This window comes from Pantoea dispersa (assembly GCF_019890955.1).
Lineage (GTDB): Bacteria > Pseudomonadota > Gammaproteobacteria > Enterobacterales > Enterobacteriaceae > Pantoea > Pantoea dispersa.
The window spans coordinates 3,743,356-3,764,797 of record NZ_CP082346.1; the positions used below are offsets into that span (position 1 = coordinate 3,743,356).

The 21,442-nt window shown below is 58.8% G+C and carries 19 protein-coding genes; 7 read left to right on the forward strand and 12 right to left on the reverse strand.

Going from position 1 to position 21,442, the window contains the following annotated elements; all coding sequences use genetic code 11:
* The 3 genes from rmuC to udp all read right to left on the reverse strand — a co-directional run bounded on the left by rmuC (window position 1) and on the right by udp (window position 3,763).
* The gene (gene rmuC / locus K7H94_RS17480; protein WP_150361807.1) at window positions 1-1,512 is read right to left on the reverse strand and encodes a DNA recombination protein RmuC; all 1,512 of its coding nucleotides are present in this window, start codon (window positions 1,510-1,512) and stop codon (window positions 1-3) included.
* 117 nt (window positions 1,513-1,629) lie between these two features.
* Window positions 1,630-2,901: a tetratricopeptide repeat protein gene (locus tag K7H94_RS17485; protein ID WP_222951403.1), complete on the reverse strand. Its 1,272-nt coding sequence runs from the start codon at window positions 2,899-2,901 to the stop codon at window positions 1,630-1,632.
* Between the two features lie 100 nt (window positions 2,902-3,001).
* Complete coding sequence (gene udp / locus K7H94_RS17490; RefSeq protein ID WP_021506952.1) at window positions 3,002-3,763, reverse strand: uridine phosphorylase; 762 nt, start codon at window positions 3,761-3,763, stop codon at window positions 3,002-3,004.
* A 300-nt stretch (window positions 3,764-4,063) separates the two neighbouring features.
* On the opposite strand from udp, the gene K7H94_RS17495 reads away from it, so the two are divergent.
* Window positions 4,064-4,903, forward strand: coding sequence for a dienelactone hydrolase family protein (locus K7H94_RS17495; RefSeq protein WP_021506953.1), 840 nt, complete (start codon window positions 4,064-4,066; stop codon window positions 4,901-4,903).
* Between the two features lie 49 nt (window positions 4,904-4,952).
* On the opposite strand, the gene metE is transcribed toward K7H94_RS17495, so the two are convergent.
* Window positions 4,953-7,226 (reverse strand): 5-methyltetrahydropteroyltriglutamate--homocysteine S-methyltransferase, encoded by a 2,274-nt coding sequence (gene metE, locus K7H94_RS17500; RefSeq protein ID WP_058758120.1) that lies wholly within the window; start codon window positions 7,224-7,226, stop codon window positions 4,953-4,955.
* A gap of 226 nt (window positions 7,227-7,452) precedes the next feature.
* Between metE and metR the strand changes: the two genes are divergently transcribed.
* Both metR and K7H94_RS17510 read left to right on the forward strand, forming a co-directional pair.
* Window positions 7,453-8,385 carry an HTH-type transcriptional regulator MetR gene (gene metR, locus K7H94_RS17505; protein ID WP_021506955.1) on the forward strand — a complete coding sequence of 311 codons (933 nt, stop codon included), beginning with the start codon at window positions 7,453-7,455 and terminating at the stop codon, window positions 8,383-8,385.
* A gap of 90 nt (window positions 8,386-8,475) precedes the next feature.
* Window positions 8,476-8,958, forward strand: coding sequence for a YehS family protein (locus K7H94_RS17510; RefSeq protein WP_021506956.1), 483 nt, complete (start codon window positions 8,476-8,478; stop codon window positions 8,956-8,958).
* Here K7H94_RS17510 and K7H94_RS17515 read toward each other — a convergent pair.
* Window positions 8,955-9,833, reverse strand: a complete 879-nt coding sequence (locus tag K7H94_RS17515; protein ID WP_058758119.1) for a carboxylate/amino acid/amine transporter — start codon at window positions 9,831-9,833, stop codon at window positions 8,955-8,957. The two genes, K7H94_RS17510 and K7H94_RS17515, sit on opposite strands and share 4 nt — an antisense overlap.
* A 404-nt stretch (window positions 9,834-10,237) precedes the next feature.
* On the opposite strand from K7H94_RS17515, the gene glpT reads away from it, so the two are divergent.
* Window positions 10,238-11,578, forward strand: coding sequence for a glycerol-3-phosphate transporter (gene glpT / locus K7H94_RS17520; protein WP_058758118.1), 1,341 nt, complete (start codon window positions 10,238-10,240; stop codon window positions 11,576-11,578).
* 35 nt (window positions 11,579-11,613) lie between these two features.
* On the opposite strand, the gene yigL is transcribed toward glpT, so the two are convergent.
* Both yigL and pldB read right to left on the reverse strand, forming a co-directional pair.
* Window positions 11,614-12,414 (reverse strand): sugar/pyridoxal phosphate phosphatase YigL, encoded by an 801-nt coding sequence (gene yigL, locus K7H94_RS17525; protein WP_150059513.1) that lies wholly within the window; start codon window positions 12,412-12,414, stop codon window positions 11,614-11,616.
* A gap of 32 nt (window positions 12,415-12,446) precedes the next feature.
* Entirely contained in the window at window positions 12,447-13,442 is a 996-nt protein-coding gene (gene pldB / locus K7H94_RS17530) for a lysophospholipase L2 (RefSeq protein ID WP_222951404.1), read from the reverse strand.
* A gap of 103 nt (window positions 13,443-13,545) precedes the next feature.
* Here pldB and rhtB point away from each other — a divergent pair, with 103 nt between their 5' ends.
* The gene (gene rhtB / locus K7H94_RS17535; protein ID WP_021506962.1) at window positions 13,546-14,169 is read left to right on the forward strand and encodes a homoserine/homoserine lactone efflux protein; all 624 of its coding nucleotides are present in this window, start codon (window positions 13,546-13,548) and stop codon (window positions 14,167-14,169) included.
* A gap of 81 nt (window positions 14,170-14,250) precedes the next feature.
* Here rhtB and rhtC read toward each other — a convergent pair whose 3' ends face one another.
* Genes rhtC through pldA form a run of 3 tightly spaced genes read right to left on the reverse strand, consistent with a single transcriptional unit; the run spans window position 14,251 to window position 17,609 of the window.
* Window positions 14,251-14,874: a threonine export protein RhtC gene (gene rhtC / locus K7H94_RS17540; protein ID WP_021506963.1), complete on the reverse strand. Its 624-nt coding sequence runs from the start codon at window positions 14,872-14,874 to the stop codon at window positions 14,251-14,253.
* A 12-nt stretch (window positions 14,875-14,886) separates the two neighbouring features.
* On the reverse strand, window positions 14,887-16,710 hold the full coding sequence (gene recQ, locus K7H94_RS17545) for an ATP-dependent DNA helicase RecQ (protein WP_058758115.1): 1,824 nt from the start codon (window positions 16,708-16,710) through the stop codon (window positions 14,887-14,889).
* A 20-nt stretch (window positions 16,711-16,730) separates the two neighbouring features.
* Window positions 16,731-17,609 carry a phospholipase A gene (gene pldA / locus K7H94_RS17550; protein ID WP_021506965.1) on the reverse strand — a complete coding sequence of 293 codons (879 nt, stop codon included), beginning with the start codon at window positions 17,607-17,609 and terminating at the stop codon, window positions 16,731-16,733.
* Window positions 17,610-17,772: 163 nt separating this feature from the next.
* On the opposite strand from pldA, the gene K7H94_RS17555 reads away from it, so the two are divergent.
* Window positions 17,773-18,243, forward strand: coding sequence for a thioesterase family protein (locus K7H94_RS17555; protein WP_031279610.1), 471 nt, complete (start codon window positions 17,773-17,775; stop codon window positions 18,241-18,243).
* 43 nt (window positions 18,244-18,286) lie between these two features.
* Window positions 18,287-19,186: an EamA family transporter RarD gene (gene rarD, locus K7H94_RS17560; RefSeq protein ID WP_222952063.1), complete on the forward strand. Its 900-nt coding sequence runs from the start codon at window positions 18,287-18,289 to the stop codon at window positions 19,184-19,186.
* Here rarD and K7H94_RS17565 read toward each other — a convergent pair.
* Together K7H94_RS17565 and corA are read right to left on the reverse strand one after the other, a co-directional pair.
* A complete protein-coding gene (locus tag K7H94_RS17565) occupies window positions 19,157-20,209 on the reverse strand; it encodes an AbrB family transcriptional regulator (RefSeq protein WP_031279611.1) in 1,053 nt (350 codons plus the stop codon). The two genes, rarD and K7H94_RS17565, sit on opposite strands and share 30 nt — an antisense overlap.
* Before the next feature lie 231 nt (window positions 20,210-20,440).
* Complete coding sequence (gene corA / locus K7H94_RS17570) at window positions 20,441-21,394, reverse strand: magnesium/cobalt transporter CorA (RefSeq protein WP_010617090.1); 954 nt, start codon at window positions 21,392-21,394, stop codon at window positions 20,441-20,443.
* Window positions 21,395-21,442: the final 48 nt, after the last annotated feature.

Sequence of the window (21,442 nt, forward strand, 5' to 3'; positions counted from 1 at the left end):
TTATTCGTTGATGCGGCGCAGGGAGGCGGCGGAAGAATCTGCCGCATTTTCAGCGGGCTCGCTGTCATCGGCCCATGCATCATCCGCCGTGTCGGGCTGCGCCTGCTCCGCCAGCTGCGGGTTGATGGGCCGTTTGATCTCCACGCCAAGCGCACGAAACGACTCGCTCTGGGCGATCAGGTTGCCGCGCCCCTGCGCCAGCTTTTTCATCGCCAGCTGATAACTCTGCTGCGCTTTGTCGAGGCTATGCCCGATGCCACTCATGTCATCAACAAACAGCCGCATCTTGTCGTACAAGCGCGCAGCGCGGTCGGCGATGCGCTGGGCATTACGGCTCTGATGCTCATAGCGCCACAGATTATTAATGGTGCGCAGCGCCACCAGCAGCGTGGTCGGGCTGACCAGCATAATGTTTTGCTGCAGCGCTTCGCTGATCAGCTCCGGCTGACGATCGATCGCCAGCAGAAACGCCGGTTCGACCGGAATAAACATCAGCACATAATCCAGCGAGCGTAAACCGGGCAATTGTTGATAATCTTTACGCCCCAGCAGCCGGATATGGCCGCGCACCGCGTTGATGTGCTCCTGAATCGCCTGCTCGCGCGTCAGCTCATCGTCGGCGTTGAAGTAGCGCTCATAGGCAATCAGCGTCATTTTGGCGTCAATCACCACATCTTTACCCTGCGGCAGACGCACAATCACATCCGGTTGCATACGGCCCTGCTGCTCCAGCTGCACACTGACCTGGGTCTGGTACTCGTAGCCTTCGCGCAGGCCTGAGGCCTCCAGCACCCGGCTGAGCACCACTTCGCCCCAGTTGCCCTGAATTTTATTGTCGCCCTTCAGCGCTTTGGTGAGGTTGATCGCTTCCTGCGCCATCTGCGCGTTGAGCTGCTGCAGCTGGCGAATCTCGTGCGCCAGCGTGTGGCGTTCACGCGCTTCCTGGCCGAAGCTATCGTTGACCTGGCGACGAAAGCCGTCCAGCTGTTCGCGCAGCGGGCCGATCAGGCTATTGAGGCTCTGCCGGTTCTGCTCGTCGACGCGTTTTCCGCTGTTTTCGAAGATTCGGTTGGCGAGGTTTTCAAACTGCGCACTCAGGCGCTGTTCGCTGTTGGTCAGCAGACGCTGCTTCTCCTCAGCGGCGAAACGCGTCTCTTCTAATCGAATGGTGACTTCCCGCAGTTCGGCTTCCTGCGCGCTGTTAACTTCCAGCTGATTACGCAGCTCGCGGCTGAGCTGTTCACTCTCGGCCCGCCAGTAATCCAGCTGCTGCAGGCGCTCCTGCGCGCCGCTAAGCGTGCCGTGAAGCTGGCGCAGCTCCTGTTCGCGCTGCTGCAGTTGCTGTTGCAGCTGTTCCAGCTGCTGCTGCTGACGCTGCTGCGCCTGTTCCAGCAGGCGGCGTTCGGTGGTGAAGCTGGCGTGCTGATGGCCGGCGCGCAGCTGGGCAATAATCCAGCCAATGCCCAAACCGGCCAGCGCCAGCGCGCCGCTGATGATAAGTTGCTGATCCATAATCCCCCCGCGGATCGTCTCGCTGAGGAGAAGGTAGAGCGCCACTGTATGAATGTCCAGAACATTCATGGCAACCCGCGGATTTTATCGCGGGCGCAATAGGCACCGTCCGGGTAACTACAGGGCGCGTACGGTCAGGTCGCCGGCTTTCCAGGCGTCGATCAGGAAAAACGGCATCGGCAGCACCCATTCGCTGTCGCTTTTCACCTTCGCCGGATAGCACCAGCTGTTGCCGCCGTAGGTCAGCTCCACCTGCTGCTGGCCATTTTCGGCGTTGGCCACTTTGCCGGCCATGCTGGCGAAACCGGCATTGCTGCCGACGTGGAAGCTGTCGGTCTGCCAGCGAATCGGCGCATGCGCCGGCCACGGCTGCGCGTGGTGGAAGTGAAAAATATCGTCGTGATTGAGGATGCTGTCACGCACCGTCGGCCACAGCGCTACCTTGAGGAAGTACTGGTCGGTAAAGCGCTCGCTGCCGTCATACTGCGCGATAAAGTCGCGCATCTGCTGCTCCACGTTGTGAAACACGCCGTGACAGCCGCCCCACATGCCGGCCAGTAACAGCTCGGTGTGCGAATAATAATCGCGCATGTGGTGGAACCAGAATGGCGAAGCCAGCCAGGCGTCGACGGCCGCCACTTCGCGCTCTGAAAGCAGCGAATCCGCATCCCGCACGATGTAGCGTTTTACGCTGGCATCGTCCATCACCAGAAAGCGCCACAGCGTAGGGAAAATGATTTTCTCCTGCGACATATCCACCAGCTGGGTGTTTGACTGGGTCAGGCGCTGCCACACGTGCTGCGGCACACTGTCGTCGAGATAGATGCGGCACATCCAGTCCGGATAGAGCTCACGCGCCACCTCAACATTTTTAATCAGGGTTTCGCAGTAGCGCGGCTGACCGCCATACAGGCTGAAGGAGATGATATTTTCTGCCGGATTGCTGCGGTTAATCGGCGCAGGCGCCGGTGCGGGAAAAGTCGCTTTCGCGCCCTGACTGAAACGCATATCGGATTGGGTGAGCGATTCCAGGCCATAACGCGCCACTTCATCTGTCTTATCCAGCCAGCCACACACTTCCGTCAGGCCATCCAGCCAGGTTTCCGACGCCTGCGCGCGCTGCGCCGCCGGTGCCTGATAGATTTTCTGGTAAATCTTGTAGGATTTTTTATGTTCGCCGACGCGCATCAGCGTCAGCGCGTAGTCGCTGAGCACCTGCATCTGGTTAGGCATGACGCGCAGCACTTCTTCGCAGCACTGGCGCGCCAGAGGATAATCTGACGCGGCCATTGCCTGACGAAAGCGCGCGGCGGCACTCTCAACGCAGGCCTGCATTGCAGCAGGGCGGCTGGTAAAACCCGGACGTGGGACAGAGATCGTTTTGCGCATAGGAAATTTCTCAGAATCGGCTGAAATTGCGCGCATTCTAATCAGGCAATTGCTGAGCTCCCTATAAGCCTGGTCTCGAAATCATTCCCTGACTGGCGCGCTAAAGTAAACGACGCGCGGCATCCACCACAATTTTCACCGCATCGCTTTCTGTCTGCTTCATGGTGGCCGCATCCGGGATCTCTTTTTGCGTGCGATTCACGATGACGCCAGCCACCATGCCGGCACGCAGTCCCTGACTGGCGCACATGGTTAACAGTGTAGCGGATTCCATCTCATAGTTAAGCACGCCCATTTGCTGCCACTCTTTCATCGAGCCCTGGAAGCGGCTCACCACGCGTCCGGAGAAGGTGTCGTAGCGCTCCTGGCCAGGATAGAAGGTGTCTGACGAGGCGGTGACACCAATATGCGTGGTCGCGCCGCAGGCTTCTGCCGCGGCCACCAGCGCGGTGGTGCAGGCGAAGTCAGCCACCGCCGGGAATTCCATCGGCGCAAAGTGCAGGCTGGCACCGTCCAGACGGACCGAGGCGGTGGTCACCAGCACATCACCCACGTTGATGTGTGGCTGAATCGCGCCGGTGGTACCCACACGCAGGAAGGTACGCACGCCCAGCTGCGCCAGCTCTTCAACGGCGATAGAGGTAGACGGACCGCCAATACCGGTGGAACAGACAACCACCGGTTTGCCGTCGATCTCCGCCAGCCAGGTGGTGAATTCACGGTGCGACGCGAGGTGCTGTGGATTCTCCATCAGCGCTGCGATTTTCTTCACGCGCTCCGGATCGCCAGGAACAATCGCCAGCGTGGCTCCTTTCAAATCGGCTTTGGTGATGCCAAGGTGGAAAACGTCAGACTGGGCCATATCAGACTCCTGGAAGATAAGGGGAATAAGCGCGCCACTTTACGTCAGCGGCCCGGATAAATATGTGACTGAATTCACTATCAATAATGAAAGTTACATTGAACTAAAGATATTGTGTGACTCCAATCACATATTAGCGGTCTGCTGCGCTGAATTGCTACAAGCGGTGCTGTGTAACCGTAAAAGGCAGTGTTAATAGAGAAGCAGACCAGGTTAACCATCCCCCGTCCCCTACGCCAGCCTTGCCGTAAGGCCAGGCTATAGTTACGTGATTGCGCACTTGCTAGCACGGAGAGAACCATGAAAACCGAAGACAATATGGCACAAAAATCCGCCACCGACGGCTTTGCGCCAGCGGTGCAGCCCACCGCAGCCAGCACCATCATTACCGCCAGCGATGCCATTCACGCGGGCGAGACGTCCGTGCCGAGCCAGGGTGAGAACCTGCCGGCTTATTATGCTCGTCCGCAACAGTTTAGCGGCACGCTGCCGGTCGTGCTGGTGGTGCAGGAAATTTTCGGCGTGCACGAGCACATCCGCGATCTGTGCCGCCGTCTGGCACTGGAAGGCTATCTCGCCGTGGCGCCGGAGCTCTATTTCCGCGAAGGCGATCCCAACGATTACAACGATATCCCCACCCTGTTCAAAGAGCTGGTGAGCAAAGTGCCGGATTCGCAGGTACTGTCGGATCTCGACCACGTGGCCAACTGGGCGGCGCGCCACGGCGGCGATATCCGTCGTCTGGCGATCACCGGTTTCTGCTGGGGCGGTCGCATCAGCTGGCTGTTTGCCGCCCATAATCCGCAGGTGCGCGCCGCCGCCGCCTGGTACGGTCGCCTGGAGGGCGAGAAAACGCTGAAGCAGCAGAAACATCCTATTGATATTGCAGTAGATTTGAATGCACCGGTGCTGGGCCTGTATGGCGGCCAGGATGAAAGCATTCCATTGGAAAGCATCGATAAGATGCGCCAGGCCCTGCACGCGGCCAATGCCAAAGCCGAGATTGTGGTGTATCCGGAAGCTGGCCACGCCTTTAACGCCGACTATCGTCCGAGCTACCACGCCGATTCCGCACAGGATGGCTGGCAGCGCATGCTGGCGTGGTTTAAGCAGTATGGCGTCGCGCCGAACGCGGAATAAAAAAGGGGCGCCAGCGCGCCCCAACTCAACAACACAACGTATTATCCTGTCATCCAACGGTTTCGGCGCGCAGCTTCTGCGCCGCTTTCACCATGTTGGCCAGCGCCTGACGCGTTTCACTCCAGCCACGCGTTTTCAGGCCGCAGTCCGGGTTCACCCACAGACGCTGCTGCGGAATACTCTGCGCCGCTTTGCGCAGCAGATCTTCCATCCATTCCACGCTCGGTACGTTGGGTGAGTGGATGTCATACACGCCCGGCCCGATTTCGTTCGGATACTCAAACGCTTTAAACGCATCCAGCAGATCCATATCAGAACGTGAGGTTTCGATAGTGATCACGTCGGCGTCCAGCGCGGCGATCGAATCCATGATGTCGTTGAACTCGCAATAACACATGTGGGTGTGAATCTGCGTCTCGTCCTGCGCCACCGCAGCGTTGAGGCGGAACGCGTCCACCGCCCAGCGCAGGTAGGCTGCCCAGTCAGACTGATGCAGCGGCAAGCCTTCACGCAGCGCCGGTTCGTCAATCTGAATGATGCCGATACCGGCTTTTTCCAGGTCCTGCACTTCGTCGCGCAGCGCCAGCGCAATCTGTTTTGCGATGGTTTCGCGCGTCACGTCTTCCCGCGGGAACGACCAGCACAGGATGGTGACCGGTCCGGTCAGCATGCCCTTCACCGGTTTGTCGGTCAGCGACTGCGCATACTTTGCCCACTCGACGGTAATCGGCTGCGGGCGGCTGACGTCCCCGATGATCACCGGCGGCTTAACACAGCGCGAGCCGTAGCTCTGTACCCAGCCGTTCTGCGTGAAAACAAAGCCGTCGAGGTTTTCGCCGAAGTACTCCACCATGTCGTTACGCTCGGCTTCGCCATGCACCAGCACGTCGAGCCCCAGACGCTCCTGCTCCGCAATCGCCTGCCGGATGTGTTCCGCGATACCGGTGCGGTAGTGGCCGCCGTCAATGTTGCCTTTTTTGAAGTCAAGGCGCAGGCCGCGGATCTCGGTGGTCTGCGGGAAAGAACCGATGGTGGTGGTAGGCCACGCCGGCAGGTTAAAGCGCTGACGCTGCGCCTGAGCACGCACGGTGTAGCTGCTGTTGCGCTCAGTGTCTCTGGCCTGGATTTGCGCCAGACGCTGCGCCACGGCGGGGTTATGCACGCGAGCAGAGTTTGCCCGGGCACGAATCGGCGCGCTCCAGGCGTGCAGCGCAGCGGCATCGTGCTGGTTCAGCGCCTGACTCAGCAGCGACAGCTCCGTACACTTCTGTAACGCAAAGGCGAACCAGCTTTTTACCTCGTCGTCGAGACGGGTTTCCACGCTCAGGTCAATGGGGCTGTGCAGTAGTGAACAGGAAGATCCAATCCACAGTTGCTGACGCTGGCCGATCAGCGGCTGCAGGCGCTCAAACCAGCGGGTGAGATCGGCGCGCCAGACGTTACGGCCATTGATCACCCCCAGCGACAGCAGCCAGTCCGCCGGGATCTGCTGGTTGAGTTGCTCAAGGTCATCTTTGCCGTGCACCAGGTCCACGTGCAGGCCCTGCACCGGCAGCGTTTTGATGACATCAAGATTCTGACCAATGCTGTCAAAGTAGGTGGTCAGCAGCAGTTTCACTTCGCCCTGTAGCGCGTCGTACGCCGGTTTAAACGCCTCGCGCCACGCCTGCGGCAGTTCCAGCGCCAGCGCCGGCTCATCAATCTGCACCCATTCGATGCCGCGTTGATGCAGTTCAGCCAGCACCTGACGGTACACCGGCAGAATGGCCTGCAGCAGCGACAGGCGGTCAAAGGCGTCACCTTTCACCTTACCCAGCCACAAATAGGTCACCGGCCCCAGCAGCACCGGTTTGATGGCGTGGCCGAGCGCCAGCGCTTCATCCACCTCGTCCAGCAGCTGCGTCCAGCTGAGACGGAACTGCTGACCCTGGGTAAATTCCGGCACGATGTAGTGATAATTGGTGTTAAACCATTTGGTCATCTCTGCTGCCGCTGCAGGTTCGCCGCTGGGCGCCCGACCGCGACCGATACGGAACAGGGTGTCGAGGTCAATCGAGCCGTCTTTATTCTGGTGCCGTGCCGGTACGTTACCGAGCAGCAGACTGGTGGTCAGCACGTGATCGTACCAGGCAAAATCGCCGACCGGCAGCAGATCAACACCGGCGTCTTTCTGCTGCTGCCAGTGACGGGCGCGCAGTTCACGACCCACCGCCAGCAGTTCGTCCTGTGAGCTGTTCCCGGCCCAGTAGCTTTCCTGCGCTTTTTTCAGTTCGCGGCGCAGTCCGACGCGAGGGAAACCGAGAGTATGGTTCAGAATGGTCATGTGAGATTCTCCAGAAATTGTTCGCTGTGCGACAGTCGCAGCAACCGATTTACGTTCATCCAGCGGGCAATCCTGCCGTGCGCTGAGCGTGTTAGCTGGACAAAGGTAAAGTGGCCGTCGCGTCTGACTGAGATGTTTAGCCGTCCAGATGTTTACACCGCTATAATCTGCGGGTACTGTATGTGTCTCAAGCGCAATTTGTTCAATCTCGATGTGAAGGACTCTCATGATCGAACTCAAACACCTGCGGACGCTGCAGGCGTTACGGCACACCGGCTCGCTGGCTGCCGCCGCCGCCCAGCTTCATCAGACGCAATCGGCGTTGTCTCACCAGTTCAGCGACCTGGAACAGCGGCTGGGCTTCCGGCTGTTCGTGCGTAAGAGCCAGCCGCTCCGTTTTACGCCGCAGGGAGAGATTCTGTTGCAGCTGGCGGAGCAGATTCTGCCGCAGATCCAGCAGGCGCTGCAGGCCTGTCATGAGCCGCATCAGACCACGTTGCGCATCGCTATCGAATGCCACAGCTGCATCCAGTGGCTGACGCCGGCCCTGAACAATTTCCGTCAGAGCTGGCCGCAGGTGGTGATGGACTTCAAATCCGGCGTGACCTTTGATCCGCAGCCGGCGCTGCAGCAGGGCGAACTGGACGTGGTGCTGACGTCCGATATTCTGCCGCGCAGCGGTTTGTTCTATGCGCCGATGTTTGATTTTGAGGTGCGGCTGGTGCTGGCGCCGGATCACCGCCTGGCGCAGCTGGCCCACATCACGCCGGAAGATTTGGCCGATGAGGTGCTGATGATCTATCCGGTACAGCGTCAGCGGCTGGACGTGTGGCGTAACTTCTTACAGCCAGCCGGCGTCAGCCCGGCGCTGAAGAGCGTGGATAATACGCTGCTGCTGATCCAGATGGTGTCGGCCGGCATGGGCATTGCCGCGCTGCCGCACTGGGTGGTAGAGAGCTTTGAGCACCAGGGGCTGGTGGTGACGCGCACGCTGGGCGACGGATTGTGGAGCCGTTTATACGCGGCGATGCGCGACGGCGAGCAGCGGCAGCCGGTGCTGGAGGCCTTTGTGCGCTTTGCCCGTCAGCACGCCTGCGAGCACCTGCCTTACGTGCGCGATGCCTCGCGCCCCGGTTCCCTGCAGCCGGTCTCGTCCTGATGCCGCGGGCGGCCAATGTCGCCCGTGCTGTTATCCCCGCCCTGCCTGCTCTATAATGCGCCGCCTTAACCGCTACCGGAGAGTTTCACCATGACCAATAACGATGTGCTGCGCAGCGTGCGCTATATGCTGGATTTGAGCGACAGCAAAGTGGTGGAGATTTTTGCGCTGGCGGGCAGTGAAGTACCGCGTGAAGATGTGCAGGCGTGGCTGAAGAAAGATGACGATGAGGCGTTTCGTAAACTGCCGGATGTGCTGATGGGCTACTTCCTCAACGGTCTGATTTTCTACCGTCGCGGCAAAAGCGAAGACGCGCCGGCCCCGTCGGTTGAGCGCCGCATGAACAATAATATCTTTCTCAAGAAGTTACGCATCGCCTTCGCGCTGAAAACCACCGATATCCCGGATATCTTATTGAAGGCTAACTTCAAGGTGTCACAGGCTGAAATCGGCGCGATTTTCCGCAACCCGGATCATAAAAATTATCGCGAGTGCGGTGACCAGATTCTGCGTAACTTCCTGAAAGGTTTAACGCTGATTCAGCGGCCATCGACACCCGCGAAAAAAAGCTAAGCGCCTGAGCTGCTGCTTTTGGCCGTGTGTCCCAGTACCCAGCGTTTATGCACGTACAGGGACGCAAAAATCACTATCGCCCCGGTGATAAAGCTCGGCCAGTGCGGCTTCTCCTGCCAGATCGCCAAATTCACCAGTAATCCTGCCGGCACGTGCATGTTGTTCATAATGCCCAGCGTCCCGGCATCGACCTGGGTCGCGCCGTAGTTCCACATGAAGTAACCCAGCCCGGACGCGGCCACGCCCAGCCACACCAGCACGCTCCACTGCAGCGTGGTGGTCGGCAGCTTGTGCGGATTGCCCCAGATGCACCAGGCGATCACCGCGATCAGCACTGCGCCGAGATAGAACCACGAGAACGCGGTGTGCTGCGGCATCGGGCGGACTTCCTGCAGGCGCTTATAGCCCACCATGCCAATCGCAAAGCAGATGTTGGCCGCCTGCACCAGCAGCAGTCCGAACCAGAAATCATCGCTGACTTTGTCGTAGCGGATAATGGCCGCACCGAGCACCGCCAGCAGCGCGCTGAAGGCATAGCCAATGCGCAGCGGGCGCTTGCTGAGCAGGTCATAAATCAGTGTGACATACAGCGGCGTCATCACCGTAAACAGCAGGAATTCCGGCACGCTGAGATAGAGATAAGCCTCGAAGCTGATCAAATACATAATGCCTAATTGCAGCATGCCCACCAGCATATAGAGCAGCAACGTTGAAGCGCGGTAACCGCGCCAGCGCAGAAACGGCAGAAAGACCAGCGCCGCCAGGCCTAAACGCATCAGCACCGAGAACCAGGTATCCACCTGCCCCGCCAGATACTCCCCGATTAAACTAAAAGAAAAAGCCCACAGAATGGTGGTAACGATCAGCAACAGCACGGTTATGCATCCTAAAGTTCAACACTGGCGCTAGTGTAAACAAACTACAGCGCGCTGGCGGGATAATCTGGTTGACATGTGATGAAATTAAACACGATCGCATCTTCGCTGACTGGTCAGTAGGCACGTGTTCGCATGGCGGGTTGACCGATGGGCGGCGATTTTTATGAGGCAGCGCGCCGTTTTCTCTGGCAGAAATGCGCGAAATCCAACATTTACTGGTTTATATCGCTCTTTATTGTCATAAAACTGTAACATATGTGTCACACGTCACAGTAACTGCGCGTAACCATCACTATTCTGTGCGCGAAATGGAAAGGTTGCTTTCTGTTCGCTGTCGTACTTTTTTTTGCCCCAACCTGCTGGGAATCGATAACTATATTGCGCCCTGGAGGGCCATTCTGATGTTGAGTATTTTTAAACCTGCACCACACCAGCCCCAGGTGGCGGACGATCGCGTCGATCCGCTCTATCGTCGTCTGCGCTGGCAGATCTTCTTCGGCATTTTCTTTGGCTACGCCGCCTATTATCTGGTGCGCAAAAACTTTGCGCTGGCGATGCCTTACCTTGTCGAACAGGGCTTTTCCCGCGGCGACCTTGGCTTTGCCCTCTCCGGCATCTCCATCGCCTACGGTTTTTCCAAATTCATCATGGGATCGGTCTCGGATCGCTCCAACCCGCGGGTCTTTTTGCCCGCCGGCCTGATTCTCGCCGCCGCCGTGATGCTGGTGATGGGCTTCGTGCCCTGGGCAACCTCGAGCATCATGGTGATGTTCGTGCTGCTGTTTCTGTGTGGCTGGTTCCAGGGCATGGGCTGGCCACCGTGTGGACGCACCATGGTGCACTGGTGGTCGCAGAAAGAGCGCGGCGGCATTGTGTCGGTATGGAACTGCGCGCACAACGTGGGTGGCGGCATTCCTCCGCTGCTGTTCCTGCTCGGCATGGCGTGGTTTAACGACTGGAAAGCCGCGCTCTATATGCCGGCGTTTGGTGCCATCCTCGTCGCCATCATCGCTTTTGCGCTGATGCGCGATACGCCGCAGTCGTGCGGGCTGCCGCCGATTGAGGCATGGAAGAATGACTATCCGCCGGATTACAGCGAGAACCACGAACAGGAGCTGACGGCGAAGCAGATTTTCATGCAGTACGTGCTGCCGAATAAGCTGCTGTGGTACATCGCGCTGGCCAACGTATTCGTTTATCTGCTGCGTTACGGCATCCTCGACTGGTCACCGACCTATCTGAAAGAGGTGAAGCACTTCACGCTGGATAAATCCTCGTGGGCCTATTTCCTGTACGAATACGCCGGGATTCCGGGCACGCTGCTGTGCGGCTGGATGTCGGACAAGGTATTCCGCGGCAATCGCGGTGCCACCGGGGTGTTTTTCATGACGCTGGTGACCATCGCCACCATCATTTACTGGCTGAACCCGCCGGGCAATCCGGGCGTGGATATGATCTGCATGATCGTCATTGGCTTCCTGATCTACGGTCCGGTGATGCTGATTGGTCTGCACGCGCTGGAGCTGGCACCGAAAAAAGCGGCCGGCACTGCAGCAGGCTTTACCGGTCTGTTCGGCTATCTCGGTGGATCGGTAGCAGCCAGTGCGATTGTCGGTTACACCGTGGATTTCTTCGGCTGGGACGGCGGTTTCTTAGTGATGATTGTCGGATCGGTGCTGGCGGTGGTGTTACTGCTGCTGACCATGGTCAGCGAGCATCGCCACAAGCAGCAGCAGGCATAATCTGAGCGGGCCGGTGAATACCGGCCCGTTTTTATTCAGGCCAGGAACAACTTACGCAGCGTCTGCGGCACCGCGTCATCGGCGTTGCTGCCAATCACTTCCAGCGTCGGCAGGGTATCTTTCAGGCGCTGATGGGCGTTACGCATGATGCAGCCTTTGCCCGCCATACTCAGCATCTCGACATCATTCATGCCGTCGCCAAACGCGATGCACTCTTTTAGCGAATAGCCAAGCTGTTTCGCCACCGCTTCCAGCGCGTGCCCTTTCGAGACGCCGCCAGCCATCACTTCCAGACAGGTGGGCAGCGAGAAACTGACGTTAACCCGGTCACCCCAGCGCGCTTCAATCGCCTGTTCCAGCGGAACCAGATGATCCGGATCGTCGCAGGTGAAGAACACTTTGCTGATGCCGTCGGTGGCCAGCATGCCGGGCTGATACACCTGATAGGTGAACACCGATTCCTGGAAAAACTCCGCTTCCTGCGGATTATGGCGGCTGATGTGCCACTCATCGTCGCGGTAAACGTGCGTCAGGATTTTCTCATCGTGATACTTCAGGCCAAACAGCTCGCTGGCGATATCGCTGTCCAGATTGTGGCTGAACACCAGTTCGCCGTCGGCGTTATGCACGCGCGCGCCGTTTGAGGTGATCATATACGCCGGAATGCCGAGCTTATCGCGCATCTGACCGACGTCGATGTAGTGGCGTCCGGTGGCAAAGATAAAATGCACATCGCGCGCCACCAGTTCCTGCAGCGTGGTGCGGGCAAACGGCGTCAGACGATGTTGCGGAGAAAGCAGCGTGCCATCCAGGTCGGATGCAACGATGTGGTACATGTAGGCCTCTGGTATTGATGTCTAAGAATACATTAGTCACGGTGGCGCTGATAAAAGTTGACCACCGCATTGAGCGCTTCGGCGCGCATGGCGTCTGTTTCAAACAGGATCTCGTGACGCGCGCCCTGAATGATGTAAGGCGTGGTGCCTTCCACCGCATGTCCCGCTGCCGCCATGGCTTCACAGAACAGATCCTGCGCGCGGTTATCCACCACGTCGTCTTCACTGGCCTGCAGCAGCAGAATCGGTGTCGTAATCTGCGCCACCTGATTAAGGATATGGCGTCCGGCCTGAATCCCTTCCCGCACCCAGTGATAGGTGGGGCCGCCGACGCGAATCGCCGGATCGTCGGCATAAAAGCGCAGATTGCGACGATAACGTTCGCGACTGTGCGTCAGCCGGTTAATGCCAAACGGGCTGGCGCGCCAGCGTCCGGTGCCCAGCGCGTAGCCGTCGCGCAGCGCGGGCAGCTTTTCCGCCCAGTCGAGAATACGGTGCGCCAGAAACGGCGGCAGCGGCAGCACGATACCAAACATCGGCGCACAAAACACCGCCGCGTGGAAGGCCTGCGGCTGACGCGCCAGGAACAGCGCCACAATTGCGCCGCCCATCGAGTGCGCCAGCACGTAGCGCTGCTGATAGTGATGGCTGACGATCTCTTTCAGATACAGCGTTTCCAGATCGTCGACATAATCGCTGAACTCCACCACGTGACCGCGATGCGAATCGGCCAGCAGCCGGTCTGAACGCCCCTGACCGCGATGGTCGATAATCACCACATCGTAGCCGCAGTGGAACAGGTCATAGGCCAGCTCGGGGTATTTGATGTAGCTTTCGATGCGTCCGGGCACAATCAGGATGACACGGCGGTGTTGCGGTGAGGTGAAGCGCACATAGCGAATGGTCAGATTGCCCACGCCGCTGAATTCACACTCTTCACGCTGACGCCAGAAGTCGAGCAGCGGACCGGTAGCAAAGGCTGAAAAAGCGTGCTCACGTCCGAGCCAACTCTGTTTATGCTGCTGCATCAGTCCCCCTGAAAAAACGTCAAACGCGGCCCTGCACTTAATAGCGCAGCGCGATTTTCTGGCGTATTGTGTCACACTTCACTCTCTTCAGGGAATGTCACCCATGACCATTGAATGGTGGTTAACCTACCTGTTAACCACGACCATCCTCAGCCTCTCGCCCGGTTCCGGCGCGATCAACACCATGAGCACCGGCATCAGCCACGGCTATCGCGGTGCGGCAGCCTCAATTACAGGATTACAGCTGGGTCTCGCCGTGCATATTGTGCTGGTGGGCGCCGGTCTGGGCGCGCTATTTTCGCAGTCGGTGCTGGCGTTTGAGGTACTGAAATGGGCGGGCGCGGCCTATCTGGTGTGGCTTGGCATTCAGCAGTGGCGCTCAGCGGGCGGAATCGATCTCAATGCGGTGGCCAAAGCGATGCCGCGTCGTCGTCTGTTTCAGCGCGCGCTGCTGGTGAATCTCACCAATCCAAAGAGCATTGTGTTTCTCGCCGCGCTGTTTCCGCAGTTTATCGTGCCGCACCAGCCGCAGCTGATGCAGTATCTGGTGCTCGGCGTGACCACCATCGTGGTCGACATCATTGTGATGATTGGTTACGCCACGCTGGCGACGCGCATTGCTGGCTGGATCAAAGGTCCGAAGCAGATGAAGCTGCTGAACCGGGTGTTTGGTGGCTTGTTTATGGCGGTCGGCGCACTGCTGGCCAGCGCACGTAAAATGGCGTAACGATTGGCACTGATCGTAGCGGCACGCTTTATCGCGCCCAGTTGAAACGCGCAAAAAATTGCGCCGCTACGGTTCGGGATCTTATCGGGAGATGATGAGGTGAATACCAAACCCGGCAAACAGCACGCCCGCCATACCGTCCACCCACTTCGCCATCCGCTGATACTTATCGCGCATCCACGGCAGGGCAAAAATCGCCGCCACCAGGGTAAACCAGGCAAAGGTTTCACCGACGATCAGCAGGAACAGGCCCCAGCGCTCAATCGCGCCCACATCGTTACCCACGAACAGTGAAAACACACTGCCGAAGTAGATGATGGCTTTCGGGTTAGACAGGTTGGTGAGAAACCCTTTGAGGAAGCTCATGCCACGCTTTGGCAGCTCAACCACCGGCGCTTCCGTATGAGGTTGCTTGTGACGCTGACGCGCCGAGCGCAGCAGCTGCCAGCCCATCCACAGCAGATACAGCCCGCCACCGACCATGATGATTTCATGCAGCCACGCCATTTTCTCCAGAATCAGATGCAGGCCCATCAGCGCGACGCCGGCCCAAATCACAATCCCCAGCGTAATGCCGAGCACGCCCATCATTGCCTCTTTGCGCGAGCGGCTGGCGGCGGTCTGTGAGACAAAAAAGAAGTCCGGTCCCGGACTCATCAGCGCAACCAGATGTACCAGCGCGACGGTGGCAAATAACATCAGCATGGTTTATTTCCCTTATTCTTCATCAAGATGTTCTTTGATCATCAGCAGGAACGGCTTACCGAAGCGCTCCAGTTTGCGATGACCGACCCCGTTCACGCTCAGCATCTCTGAAGCGCTGACCGGCATTTGTTCTGCCATTTCAATCAGCGTGGCGTCGTTAAACACCACGTAAGGCGGAATATTCTCTTCGTCGGCGATGGCTTTACGCAGCTTACGCAACTTGGCGAACAGCTTGCGATCGTAATTGCCGCCGTAGACTTTTGGCGCGCTGCTGCGGCTTTTCACCGTCACGGTACGCGGTACCGCCAGCATCAGCGGCACTTCAGCGCGCAGCACCGGGCGCGCGGCCTCGGTGAGCTGCAGCGCCGAGTGCATGGCGATGTTTTGCGTCACCATGCCCAGATGGATCAGCTGGCGCAGCACGCTGACCCAGTGCTCCTGACTCTGCTCGCGCCCGAGGCCGTACACCGGCAGTTTGTCGTGGCCGTTATCGCGGATGCGCTGGTTGGTTGAGCCGCGCAAAACTTCAACAATATAGCTCATCCCAAAACGCTGCCCGGTACGATAAATGCCCGACAGCGCTTTTTGCGCTTCGACCAGGCCGTCATAGCGACGCGGCGGATCGAGGCAGATATCGCAGTTGCCGCACGGCTGCTGGCGACCTTCACCAAAGTAGTTAAGCAGCACCAGACGACGGCAGGTTTGCGCCTCGGCAAACGCGCCCATGGCATTGAGTTTGTGGCGTTCAATATCCTGCAGCGGCCCGGGCGCTTTCTCTTCCAGGCACTTACGCAGCCACGCCATGTCGGCCGGGTCGTACAGCATCATCGCTTCGGCTGGCAGGCCATCACGCCCGGCGCGGCCGGTCTCCTGATAGTAGGATTCGATATTGCGCGGAATGTCGAAGTGCACCACAAAACGCACGTTGGGTTTGTTGATGCCCATGCCGAACGCCACGGTCGCGACCACGATTTGCAAATCGTCACGCTGAAACGCTTCCTGCACGCGTGCGCGCTGCTCGCTGTCGATGCCGGCATGATAAGCGCCAACGCTGATGCCGCGACTCTGCAGACGCGCAGCGGTGTCTTCCACTTTGGCGCGGCTGTTACAGTAGATGATGCCGCTTTTGCCGCGCTGATCCTGCACATAGCGCAGCAGCTGCTCGGTAGGCTTAAACTTCTCCACCAGCGTGTAGCGAATGTTGGGACGGTCAAAACTGCTGATCTGAATCAGCGGATCGTGCATCTGCAGCAGATGCACGATGTCGTTACGCGTGGCTTCATCGGCGGTGGCGGTCAGCGCCATCACCGGCAGCTGCGGAATGCGCTGGCGCAGCTGACCGAGCGCGCCATATTCCGGACGAAAATCGTGGCCCCACTGCGAAATACAGTGCGCTTCATCGACGGCCAGCATCACCGGATTCCAGTGCTGCAGGGTGTCGAGGAAGTTATCCATCATCAGACGTTCCGGCGCGATGTACAGCAGCCGCAGTTTGCCGCTGCGGCAGTCCGCAAACACCTGCTGCTGCTGCTCACGCGTCTGCGTCGAGTTAAGGCACGCCGCCGCCACGCCGTTCGCCAGCAGCTGATCAACCTGATCTTTCATCAGTGAAATCAGCGGCGAAACCACCAGCGTCAGCCCTTCGCGCACCAGCGCCGGGATTTGATAGCACAGCGATTTGCCGCCGCCGGTCGGCATCACCACCAGGCAGTCGCGCCCTGACAGCGCGGTTTCGATGATGGTTTGCTGACCCGGACGGAACTGCTGATAGCCGAAGGTATCCTGTAATACCTGCTGCGCCAGCATTTCCTGATTAAGCACTGCCGATGTTGCCACGGTAATCCTGTTTTGACTGGTTAGAACAGATCGTTAAGCGTTACGCCGACGCCAAGACGCGTCTGGCGATGGTTATAGTCAATAAGGGATTCACCATAACCGCTGAACAGCTGCGTGTAAAAGCGCACGTGTTCAGAAATCGGATAGCTCCACGCGAAGGTTGCACCGCCGTAGCCGCTATTCCAGTTGTAGTTGCCTTCCACGCTGAAAATGCTGTCGCCGAGCATATAGCCCAGCTTCGCGCGGTAGTAGCCCATGTATTTGGTGATGTCCGGGTTATCGTCGTTGCTGGCACTTTCCGGCAGACGATACCAGGGTTTGATTTCCGCCAGGAAGTTGCCGTTCTCCGCCATCAGACGGGCGTAAGCGCGGTTCCAGCTGCGTGACGTGGGATCGCTGCGGCCATTTGACTGATGATTCAGACCCAGCTCGACGTCGCGTAATGTCCAGCCGCCCAGCGAATAGTCGGTGGCCCAGCCGAGAAAAATCTGCGGCTCATAGTTGGTTTCACGAAACGGTGATGAAGCCCCCCGGTTCGACAACTGCCACCAGGAGCGCTGAGTATACGACGCGGCCAGCACCGAGTTGTCACCCAAAATGCCGCGCCACAGCGGAAACGCCAGGCTGAGCTGGAATTTTACTTCATCCTTTTTCGCTTTGTCTGCCCAGTTGTAAGAGGAAATCGCCTCTTTATTCATGTCGCTGGTGTAGGTGTAAAGCAGATAGTTATTTTCATAGGGATAAAGCACGAATGGGTTATCGTGTTTTTCCAGCAGGTTAGCGATAATACTGCCCTTCACCGCTGGTGCGTCATGAACCTCTTTCACGGTGGCTTCATCGGCCTGCGCCAGCGCAGGAACCATAAATGCCGCGGCCAGCAAGGCGTACTGCTTACGCATAGAATTCTCCAGAGCGCTGCAAAGTTATCGTCGGGCGACGGTTCAAAAAGCACGCCATTCTACACGCAAACCCGGTGGTTGATTAGCGCGGATTTCTGAAACTGGAAAGCGGCGCGAACGCGGCATAATATACACAATTCTTTAACATCTTAAGGCAGGAAAAATGTCATCCCCGATGCTGACACAGCAGGAAGCGCGCCGGCTGATTGGCGAAATTTTTGTCTATCACATGCCGTTTAATCAGGCACTGGGCCTTGAGCTGGATCGCCTTGAAGCCGATTACGCTGAACTCGGCTTTGCCAATAAAACCATGCTGGTGGGTAATGCCGCGCAGCAGATTCTGCACGGTGGCGTGATTGCCTCAGTGCTGGATGTTGCCGCCGGGCTGGTGTGCGTCAGCCATGCGCTGTCGCGCCAGCAGAGCATCAGCGAAGAGGAGCTGCGTCAGCGCCTGTCACGCATGGGCACCATTGATATGCGCGTCGACTACCTGCGCCCGGGCCGCGGCGAGCGCTTTGTCGCCACCAGCAGCCTGCTGCGCGCCGGGAATAAAGTCGCGGTTGCGCGCGTCGAATTGCACAATCAGCAGGGCGATTACATCGCCACCGCGACTGCGACCTATCTTATTGGTTAACTTCGTGCGGCCTGCCACACTCGCCGCTTTTCTGGAATAGATGATGGATACGCAACAAACGCGTCAGGGCATTTTTTATGCGCTGGGCGCTTACTTTATCTGGGGCATCGCGCCGGCCTATTTCAAGCTGGTCAAAGAGGTGCCACCGACAGAAATTATGACCCACCGCGTAATTTGGTCGGCCCTGTTTATGCTGGGGCTGATTACCCTGAGCCGCAGCTGGCGTCAGGTACGCAGCGTGCTGGCCCAGCCGAAAAAAGTGCTGCTGCTGGCGCTGACCGCACTGACTATCGGCGGCAACTGGCTGCTGTTTATCTGGGCGGTGAATAATCAGCATATGCTGGAGGCCAGCCTCGGCTACTTTATCAACCCACTGATTAACGTGGTGTTTGGCATGCTGTTTCTGCGTGAGCGCTTCCGCCGTCTGCAGTGGCTGGCGGTGCTGCTGGCGGCCACCGGCGTGCTGGTGCAGCTGTGGCAGTTCGGTTCGCTGCCGATCATCGGTCTTGGTCTGGCGCTGAGCTTTGCGCTGTACGGGCTGGTGCGCAAGAAGATTAAGGTTGATGCACAGAGCGGTATGCTGATTGAAACCGCGTGGCTGTTCCCGCTGGCGGCCATCTATCTGTTTGGCTTTGCCGACAGCGCCACCAGCCACCTCAGCGCTAATCCGCTCAGCCTGAATATCAAGCTGATCGCCGCCGGCATCATTACCACCATTCCGCTGATGCTGTTTGCCGCCGCCTGCGCGCGCCTGCGCCTGTCGACGGTCGGTTTTTTTCAGTACCTCGGGCCGACGCTGATGTTCCTGCTGGCGGTGCTGTTTTACGGTGAGAGCCTGACGCCGGATAAAATGGTGACCTTCGGCTTCATCTGGCTGGCGCTGGCGATCTTCATTCTGGACGCGCTGCTGTTTTCAGCCCGCACGCGCGTGCGCATAGCGTGAGATAAAACGGGCCATCGCCGGGCCGGTGAGCAGAATGGTAAACAGACGCAGCGTCTGCAGCGCCATAACAAACGCAATATCGACCCGGCTGCCAGCAGCAATAATCGCCACCGTATCCAGCCCGCCCGGGCTGGTTGCCAGATAAGCGGTCATCAAATCGACGTGCAGCACGCGCGTCAGCATCCACGCCAGCCCCCCGCACAGCAGCATCAGGCCGATAATCGAGGCGATCATTTGCGGCAGCGTGCGCAGCGCCAGCAAAAAGATCGGCCGGGTAAAGCGCAGGCCAACGCTCCAGCCGATCAGCGCATAGGCCAGTGCCAGCAGCCACTCCGGCACCTGCAGCGTCGCGACCCCCGTTCCGTGCAGCGTGGCACCCATCAGCGCCGGCAGCAGGAGCGCGCCGGACGGAATACGCAGTTTCTGCCCCAGCCACGCACCCGCCACCATCACCAGCAGCGTCAGCACGAAGCCACTGTGCAGCGGCGGCAGCCAGACAATGTGGGCGGCAGCCCCGCTGCTGCCAAGGCCGATGCGGGCCACCACGGCCGCGGCGGTGGCGACAAACAGTACGCGCAGATATTGCATAAACGCCACCAGCCGCACGTCGGCGCCGAAATCGCCCGCCATCGCCACCATTGCGGACGCGCCGCCCGGCGACGATCCCCACGCGCCGGTCGGTCCCGGCAGCGAGCTAAAGCGCACCAGCAGAAAACCGGACAGCCCGCTGGCCGCCAGCGTCAGCAGCAGCACCGCCAGCACCACCGGCCAGTCATCGAGCAGCGGTGAGAGGATCGCAGGCGACAGGCTCTGGCCGATCATGCAGCCCAGCACCGCCTGTGCCAGCACGAACAGCCGTTTGTCGATGCGCACGGTTGCGCCGCTCAGACCCATAATGGTACCGACAATCATCGGACCGAGCAGCAGTGCAGCCGGCAGGTGCAATAGCTGCAGCAGGCAGCCCAGCAACAGCGAAGCCGTCAGCAGCAGCGCCCACTGCTGCCGCAAAGAGAAACGCGCCATAAGGTGGAAATCAGAAAGTGAGTTGAGGCAACAGGTTAGCAGATTAGCGCTGGCGCGTCAGGGGTAAGGCGCCAGCAAAAGACCGCACGCTGTTGTAGCGGCGCAATTTATTGCGCTCAGGTTTGCGTATTAATAACGCGAATGCCACGACGCAATATGCTGAGCATCCGTTAGACAAAGCGCGATGAATCGCGCCGCTACGGTTCTGTGCGATGATGCAATGCTGTGCGATTACAGCCAGTTCTTCCGTTTGAAATAGAGATACGGCGCCAGCCCGGCGAGAATCATCAGGCCAATCGCGCCGGGATAACCAAAGCTCCACTTCAGCTCCGGCATAAACTCAAAGTTCATGCCGTAGCTGGAGGCCACCAGCGTCGGCGGCAGGAACACCACGGACACCACCGAGAAGATTTTGATGATGCGGTTCTGCTCGATGTTAATAAAGCCCATCGCCGCCTGCATCAGGAAGTTAACCTTCTGGAACAGCGATTCGTTGTGCGGCAGCAGCGATTCGATGTCGCGCAGGATCTCGCGCGCCTGCTCCAGCTGATTGCCCGGCAGCCGCGCTTTACGCACCAGGAAGTTCAGCGCACGCTGGGTATCCATCAGGCAAAGACGCACTTTCCAGCCGATATCTTCCAGCTCCGCCAGGCGCGACAGCGCGTCGTCGTACTCTTCGCCCTGTTGCCCTTCCATGATTACGCGGCTGAGTTTTTCCAGCGCGCTATAGATGTTCTCGATCTCATCCGCCAGCTGCTCGATTTTGGTTTCGAACAGATCGAGCAGCAGCTCGTAGGCGTTGCCGTCGGTCAGCTGCTGATTGCGCGCGCGCATGCGGTACAGGCGGAACGCCGGCAGCTCACGCTCGCGCAGTGTGTACAGGCGATCTTCGCGGATGGTAAACGCCACGGTGGAGTTGCCAGCGTGGTCTTCAGCATCTTCAAAAAAGAAAAAGGAGTGGATGTGCAGGCCGTCTTCGTCTTCGAAGAAACGCGCCGAGGCCTCAATGTCCTCCAGTTCGGGACGCGTTGCCAGGCTCTGCCCCAGTTCTGACTGCACGCGCTCACGCTCGCTGTCGTCCGGCTCGATCAGATCGACCCACACCGAGGTGTTGAGTTTGTCGTTGTTGTCTTCCAGCTCGATGCGCGTCAGGCGATCGCGCTCCAGTTTAAATGCGCTCAGCATAGCAATACTCCCCATTGCAGACGACATGGGACAAGGCGGTGAACCGCA